7 protein-coding genes are annotated in these 6862 nt (G+C 75.5%); 2 read left to right on the top strand and 5 right to left on the bottom strand.

Annotated elements, in window-relative coordinates; genetic code table 11:
• Positions 1-80: 80 nt before the first annotated feature.
• From ACFXDE_RS37730 to ACFXDE_RS37720, 3 genes are all read right to left on the bottom strand, one after another.
• Positions 81-470 (bottom strand): DUF3040 domain-containing protein, encoded by a 390-nt coding sequence (locus ACFXDE_RS37730; protein ID WP_380446029.1) that lies wholly within the window; start codon positions 468-470, stop codon positions 81-83.
• A 429-nt stretch (positions 471-899) separates the two neighbouring features.
• Complete coding sequence (locus ACFXDE_RS37725) at positions 900-1652, bottom strand: methyltransferase domain-containing protein (RefSeq protein ID WP_380498878.1); 753 nt, start codon at positions 1650-1652, stop codon at positions 900-902.
• Between the two features lie 71 nt (positions 1653-1723).
• Positions 1724-2272 carry an SAV_6107 family HEPN domain-containing protein gene (locus ACFXDE_RS37720; protein WP_380446027.1) on the bottom strand — a complete coding sequence of 183 codons (549 nt, stop codon included), beginning with the start codon at positions 2270-2272 and terminating at the stop codon, positions 1724-1726.
• Positions 2273-2723: 451 nt separating this feature from the next.
• On the opposite strand from ACFXDE_RS37720, the gene ACFXDE_RS37715 reads away from it, so the two are divergent.
• Positions 2724-3344, top strand: a complete 621-nt coding sequence (locus ACFXDE_RS37715) for a DUF4126 domain-containing protein (RefSeq protein WP_380446026.1) — start codon at positions 2724-2726, stop codon at positions 3342-3344.
• Positions 3345-3370: 26 nt separating this feature from the next.
• On the top strand, positions 3371-4864 hold the full coding sequence (locus ACFXDE_RS37710) for a phytoene desaturase family protein (protein ID WP_380498877.1): 1494 nt from the start codon (positions 3371-3373) through the stop codon (positions 4862-4864).
• 16 nt (positions 4865-4880) lie between these two features.
• Here the strand turns inward: ACFXDE_RS37710 and ACFXDE_RS37705 are convergent, their stop codons facing one another.
• Entirely contained in the window at positions 4881-5744 is an 864-nt protein-coding gene (locus ACFXDE_RS37705; RefSeq protein WP_380498875.1) for a hypothetical protein, read from the bottom strand.
• Positions 5745-5905: 161 nt separating this feature from the next.
• A complete protein-coding gene (metF, locus tag ACFXDE_RS37700) occupies positions 5906-6820 on the bottom strand; it encodes a methylenetetrahydrofolate reductase [NAD(P)H] (RefSeq protein WP_380446023.1) in 915 nt (304 codons plus the stop codon).
• Positions 6821-6862: the final 42 nt, after the last annotated feature.

Here is a 6862-nt window from a genome sequence, read left to right as displayed (position 1 = left end):
GTCGATCGACTGCCCGCCCCCGGCGGCTCTTCAGGCTCGGTTGTCGGCCGGCTCGTGCGCCCGGACGCCGTCCAGGCGGCTCAGAATCCGCCGGTCTGCTCGTCCCGGCGGCGCTGCCAGCGCTGCTCCACGCGGTCCATCATCCCCGCCTTGCGGCGCGGCGCGGCGGCCTGCTTGGGGCCGGTGCCCTGGCCCGCGGGCCCCCGGCGCCAGCCCGTCACGGCGAACACCGCGCACCCGAGCATCACCAGGAACCCGACCACGCTGACCCAGATCTGGTCCGGAACGACCATGCCGCCCATCAGCAGGGCGACGCCCACCACGAAGCCGGCGACGGCCAGGTAGACCCGTCGGCGGGTGTAGGTGCGCAGCCCGGTTCCCTCAAGCGCCGACGCGAATTTGGGATCTTCGGCATACAGCGCTCGCTCCATCTGGTCGAGCAGTCGCTGCTCGTGCTCCGAGAGCGGCACGGAGTCCTCCTACTCGTCGGTCGCCGGTGCGACCGGTCCGCCGCCCCGGTCGGGGAGGCAAGTCCATTCGGCCTTCGGGACACGCGGTCGGACGCCTGTGCGGGGGACCCGGTCCGTGTCGTCCATATGCCCCATGCGTCCGGCTGTCATGCTTTCCGGCTTTACCCAGATCATACGGTCCGTGGGCCCGTTCCGGGGTGGTCCGCGGCGCGTGGGCCGGGCCACTTCGGCCGGGGCCGACCGCACTCCTCCCAACGCGGCGGACGGCGAACTAGTGCCCGATCCGGTGGAATCGGCCCGGACCTGGGGAGCTGCGACGATCACCGCCGGGCGGCCGGGAGGTGGAGGGGAGACGAACCGCCGCCGCACGGTGTGCGAAGCGCGCGGCGGCGGACGTCCGGACGGCCGTCCGGGGAGGCCGTCGAAGGCTCAGCCGAGCGTGGCCAGCAGGTGCAGCTGGGTCGCCACGGCGTGGAACGCGGGCTGCGCGGCGGCGGCCTCCTCCAGCTTCAGCAGCGCCTCCATCGCGCCCGGCTCGGTGTCCACCAGGACCCCGGGGACGAGGTCGGAGAAGACCCGGACGCCGTGCACCGACTCGACCCGCAGGCCCGCGCCCTCGGCGAGGCCGGCGAGCTCCTCGCCGGTGAAGCGGCGCGGCATCGGGTCCTGCTCGCCCCAGCGGCCGTCGGTGGCCGACAGCACGGTGCGGGCCTCGGTGAAGTGGCCGGCCAGCGCGCGGGCCAGCACGGCGCCGTTGCGGTTGGCGGCCAGCAGGCTGACCAGGCCGCCCCGGCGCAGGGTGCCGGCCAGGCTGGCGAGCGCCTCGGCCGGGTCGTCCACGACCTCCAGGACGCCGTGGCACAGCACCGCGTCCATCGTGCCGGGGGCGATCACCTCGGGCAGGGTCTGGGTGTCGCCCTGGACGGCGCGGACCAGGTCGGTGACGCCGGCCTCGGCGGCCCGGCGCTCCAGCGCGAACAGCGCGTCCGGGCTCGGGTCGACCACGGTGACGCGGTGGCCGAGCTTGGCCACCGGCACGGCGAAGTTGCCCGTGCCGCCGCCGGTGTCGACGACGTCGAGCACGGGCTGGTCCAGCTCGGCGGCCCGCTTCTCCAGGGCGGCCCGCACCACCTCCCAGACCACGGCGGTACGCAGGGCGCTGCGGGGGCGCGTCGGGTACAAGGCGGGACTCCTCGGCACGTGCAGATCGATCGGGAACGTCACCACCTTAGACCGGGCGGGTGGGACCGCCGTCACGCCTCGTGCGGGGAGTCGCCGGCCGGGGGCAGGCGCGGGGCGGGCGGGGTCGGGCGCAGGCCGAGGAGGCGCTCGACCAGACGCAGGAACAGGGCGGTGTTGCGGACCAGGTCGTCGGCGTCGCGGGCCGAGGCGGCGCCCCGGATGCCGGCCTCGGCGGCGGCCCGGCGGCGGGCGCCGGCGCCGTAGTAGACGGCCCACTCGGCGAGTTCCGGCGCGACCTCGGGCAGCACCTCCCAGGCGCTGCGGATGGCTTTTCGGCGGCGCGGGTTCTTCTCCGGCCGCCCGCGCACGGCGAGCACGGCCGCGACCGTGCGCAGCGCGGCCAGGTGCGCGGCGGCGTAGCGCTCCAGCGGGTCCTCCAGGGCGCGGGCCCCGGCGAGGGTGCGGTGGGCGTCGGCGAGCAGGTCGAGGGCGGCCGGCGGCGCGGCGACCCGGCGCAGCACGGGGTGGACGTCCCCGCCGCCGGGGCGGGCGCCCGGGGAGTGCGGCAGGGCGGCGGAGTGGAGGCGGGCGGTGACGGGCTCAGGGTGGCTGATGGTCATGGTCTCCCCCGTTCCGAGGCAGCGCGCGGACCGGGTGGTCCGTGCTCCTCCATCGTGAACGGCACCACTGACAATTCCCGCCGGTGCGGTCACCCCCGGTGGCCGGCTCCCCCTCGCCGCGCTCCGCCGCCCCGTGTCGGCGGTGCGCGGCGTCCCGGCCGGCTCCGGTGGCGGGCCCCTGCGCCGACCGTCCGCCGGCTCCCCAGGGCCGGCGGACGGACGGGTCCGCCGTCCGGGGTGCGCGGCGCCCGACGCGCCCCGCAGCCCGGGTGCCACCACTGTGGCGTCCGCGCAGGTCGGGGGGCTATCCGCAGAAGTACTCAACCGCGGATCTGAGTATCCGTACTCAGGTCCGCGCCCGCGCCGCCGCGCCGGAACCGGCGGGGTGCCCGGCCGCGTCCCGGTACGGTACGGCGAGGCCGGCGGACGGCCGTTCCGAGGAGGGGACCCGATGACGATCCTGCCGCTGATCTTCACCAGCGGACTGGCCAGCGGCATCAACGCGTACGCGGTGGTGCTGCTGCTCGGGCTGCTGGGCCGGTTCGGGGGCGCCGACTCGGTGCCGCCCGCGCTGGAGCGCACCGACGTGCTGGTCGCGGCCGCCCTGCTGTTCCTGCTGGAGGCGGTGGCCGACAAGATCCCGTACGTGGACAGCGTGTGGGACGTCGTGCACACCGTGATCCGCCCGGTCGCCGGCGCCACCGTGGCCGCGCTGATCGCGAGCAGCCACCCGGGCTCGCTGGGCGAGGTCGCGGCGGGCGCGATGGGCGGCACGACGGCGCTGGTCAGCCACCTGGTGAAGGCCTCGCTGCGGATGGCCGTCAACACCTCCCCCGAGCCGGCCAGCAACATCGCGGTCAGCCTGGCCGAGGACCTGTCGGTGGCCGGCCTGGTCACCCTGGCGATCTTCCACCCGTGGCTGGCCGCCTCGATCTCGGCCGTGCTGCTGGCGATCGGCGTGCTGCTGGTGTGGCTGGCGATCAGCCGGATCCGCGCGTTCCGCGCCCGCCGCCGCGAGCGCAAGGCCGCCCGCGCGCGGGCGGCTCAGGGGGTGTACGCCCAGCAAGCGTAGGTTGCCGTAGCCATAGGATCTGTGCCATGGCAAGGATCGTCGTCATCGGCGCAGGAATGAGCGGGCTCGCGGCGGCCTCCCGGCTGGCGACCCTCGGACACCGGGTGACGGTCTGCGAGGCGAGCGGCACCTACGGGGGCATGGTCGGCCGGTACGAGCGCGACGGCTTCGCCTTCGACACCGGCCCCGGCCTGCTCACCCTCCCGGCGGTCTACCGCGACCTCGCGCTGAAGACCGGCCGCGAGCCGCTGGAGCAGCTCGTCGGGCTGGCCCCGGTGGACCCGGAGAGCCGGCACCTGCTCCCGGACGGCACCGCCCTCACGCTGCCCAACGCCTCGCGCGGCGGCGTCGCCCAGGCGCTGGACGACGCCTTCGGCGCCGGGTCGGGCGCCCGCTGGAACGCGGTGGTCAACCGCGGCCGGACGGTCTGGGAGGCCACCCGCCGCCCGCTGCTGGAGGAGCCGCTCCCGGCCGACCCCAGGCCGCTGCACGCCGACCCGTACCCCGTCCCGCCCCGGCGCGGCCTCGCCCGGCTGCGCCCGTCCGGCCGCTGGACGCTCGCCGACGTCGCGGCGCGCGAGCTCGACGGCCACCCCGGGCTCACCGCCCTGCTGCACGAGCACGCGGTGCGCTTCGGCTTCGACCCGCGCACCGCCCCGGCCGCGGCGACCGTCCTGCCGTACATGGAGCAGTCGTTCGGCGTCTGGTACGTCAAGGGCGGGATGCGCGCGCTGGCGGACGCGGTGTACCGGCGCTGCGAGCAGCGCAAGGTCGAGTTCCGCTTCGACACCCGCTTCGAGGAGGTACTGGAGAAGGACGGCCGGGCCGCCGGGGTCGTCACGACGGCCGGGCCGGTCGAGGCGGACGTCGTCGTCCACGCCGCGGACGCGAACCGGCAGTACCGCGAGTGGACGGGCATGGCGCCGGACCAGGACCACTGGCCGGACTCGGTGGCCCACGCCGACGACGTCCCCGGCCGGGCCGTCGTGCTGCTCGCCCTGCGCGGCGAGCGCCCGGCGGGCACCGCGCACCGCACGGTCGTCCACGCCGCCGACCCGGCCGCCGAGCTCGCCGGGATCTTCGGCCCCGGCCCGCTCCCGGAGCGCCCGACCGTGCAGGTGCTGCGCCCGGACGACCCGTCGCTGCACCCCGCCGGCCACGAGTCGGCCGTGCTGACGGCCACCGTGCCGGCCGGCGGCGTCGACTGGACGGAGCCGGGCGTCGCCGACCGCTTCGCCGACCGGATGGTCGCCCAGGCGCAGGCGGCGGTCCCCGGGCTGGCCGGCCGCGTGCTGTGGCGGGTGGTCCGGACCCCGGCCGACACCGAGCGCGAGACGGGCTCGTGGCAGGGTTCGGTCCCGCGTCCGGCGCTGCCCGGCGGCCGTGGCGCGTTCCTCCAGGCGCCGACGGAGGACGCCCCCGGCTTCTACCTGGTGGGTGGCGCCGCCCACCCCGGCGGCGGGCTGGCGCGGGTCGGCATGTCGGCCTGCATCGCGGCCAACCTCATCGGCCCCGCCTGACCGGCGAGGGCCGGGCTCAGCCCTGGTGCCAGGTGTTCTGCTGCTGGTAGCCGTACCCCTGGTCGTACGTCGGCTGCTGCGGGATGCCCTGGGTGTGCTGCTCGGGCTGCGGCTGCCACTGCTGTTGTTGCTGCTGGGCGTTCGGGTCCCAGGCCGGGGCCTGCTGCGGGTAGCCGCCGCCGTACGGGTCCTGCTGCGGGTAGCCGTACGGGTCCTGCTGCTGCGGGTAGGTGCCGTAGCCCTGGTCGTACGCGAAGGCGGGCTGCTGCTGCGGTTGCTGCTGCCACTGCTGCTGGTCGTAGGCGGGCTGCTGCTGCGGGACGTCGTACCCGGCCTGGTAGGCCTCCGCGTACGGGTCCTGCTGCTGGTGCTGCTCGTAGTAGCCGGGCGTGTAGACGCCGTCGGCGGCGAGCTCCTGCATCTCGAAGGCGGCGGTCTGCTCGACCTCCGGGACGGCCTCGCCGACGGGGGCGCCCTGGTCCGGCTCCGGGGTCTCCTCGACGGCGCTGACCTCGCCGACCCGCGTCTCGGCCGCCACCGCGACGGCGGCCACCGCCGCGCCGCCGGTGAGCGCGCCGAGCAGCGGCACCTTGGCGAGCGGTCCCGGCAGGGAGCCGTCGGCGGCGCGCAGCGACCAGCCGCCGGTGTAGCCGCGCTTGACCGAGAGGGTGACGAACGTCTGGCCGACCGCGAAGAGCGCCGCGCCCGCGCCGATCACCGGGACGGACCCGAGGACCATCCCGCCGGCCACCCCGAGGAAGCCGGCCAGGGCGAGCGCGCGCCAGTGCACCGGGGCGCGGTTCTGCAGGAGCAGCTCGGCGACCAGCCAGAGCGCGACCACCGCCAACGCGGCGTACAGCAGCAGGTATCCGATGCCCATCCGCCCGATACCTCCAGTCGCGTGCCCGCGCGCGCCGCGCGTGTGCGGCGACTGTACCGGTTCAACGGCCGGGGCACCGCATCGCGTTCCCGCCGTCCGTGGGGCCTGACTGCACACGACCGAGCCCGCCACCATCGGTGCGGTGACGGGCCCGTGAACGCTCAGCGCCGGTGCAGTCCGAGGTTCTGGTAGATCTCCAGCGTCGCGGTCGAGTGGTTGAGCGTGATGAAGTGCAGGCCGGGCGCGCCCTCGGCGAGGAGCCGCTCGGCCATCGCGGTGGCGTGCTCCATGCCGATCGCCCGCAGCGCGGCCGGGTCGTCGATCGCGCTCCGCAGGCGGGCCTCCAGGTCGGCGGGGAACGCCGAGCCGCTCAGCTGCGGGAAGCGCTCCAGCTGCTTGGCGTTGGTGACCGGCATGATCTCCGGGATGATCGGCGCCTCGCAGCCCGCCGCCGTCACCCGGTCGCGCAGCCGGAGGTAGTCGTCGACCTCGAAGAACATCTGGGTGATCGCGTAGTCGGCGCCCGCGCGGATCTTCGCCACGAAGTGCCGGATGTCGTCGTCCCAGTTCGTCGAGCGCGGGTGCATGTTCGGCGAGGCGGCCACGCCGACGCAGAAGTCGCCGATGCCCTTGATCAGCTCGACCAGCTCGTAGGCGTAGGTGACGCCCTCCGGGTGGCTGACCCACTCGCCCGTCGGGTCGCCGGGCGGGTCGCCGCGCACCGCGAGGACGTTGCGCACGCCCTGGTCGGCGTACTGGCCGATGATGTTGCGCAGCTCGGCGACCGAGTGGTCGACCGCGGTCAGGTGGGCGACCGGCGTCAGCGTGGTCTCGGTGGCGATCCGGCCGACCATGTTGACGGTGCGCTCGCGCGAGGAGCCGCCGGCTCCGTACGTCATGCAGACGAAGTTCGGGTCGAGCGGCTCCAGCCGCCGGATGGCGTCCCAGAGCTTCTGCTCGCCGACCTCGGTGCGCGGAGGCATGAACTCGAAGGAGAAGGACCGCTTGCCTGCCGCCAGCAGCTCGCGGACCGTCAACGCGCGGTCCGATCGGGTGGAAGCGATACCGAGTGCCATGCTGGCAGGTTATCCGCCGCCCGAAGGGCCGCGACAACTCGG

The organism is Kitasatospora sp. NPDC059408 (assembly GCF_042751525.1).
Lineage (GTDB): Bacteria > Actinomycetota > Actinomycetes > Streptomycetales > Streptomycetaceae > Kitasatospora.
This window is presented reverse-complemented; position numbering and strand designations above follow the sequence as displayed.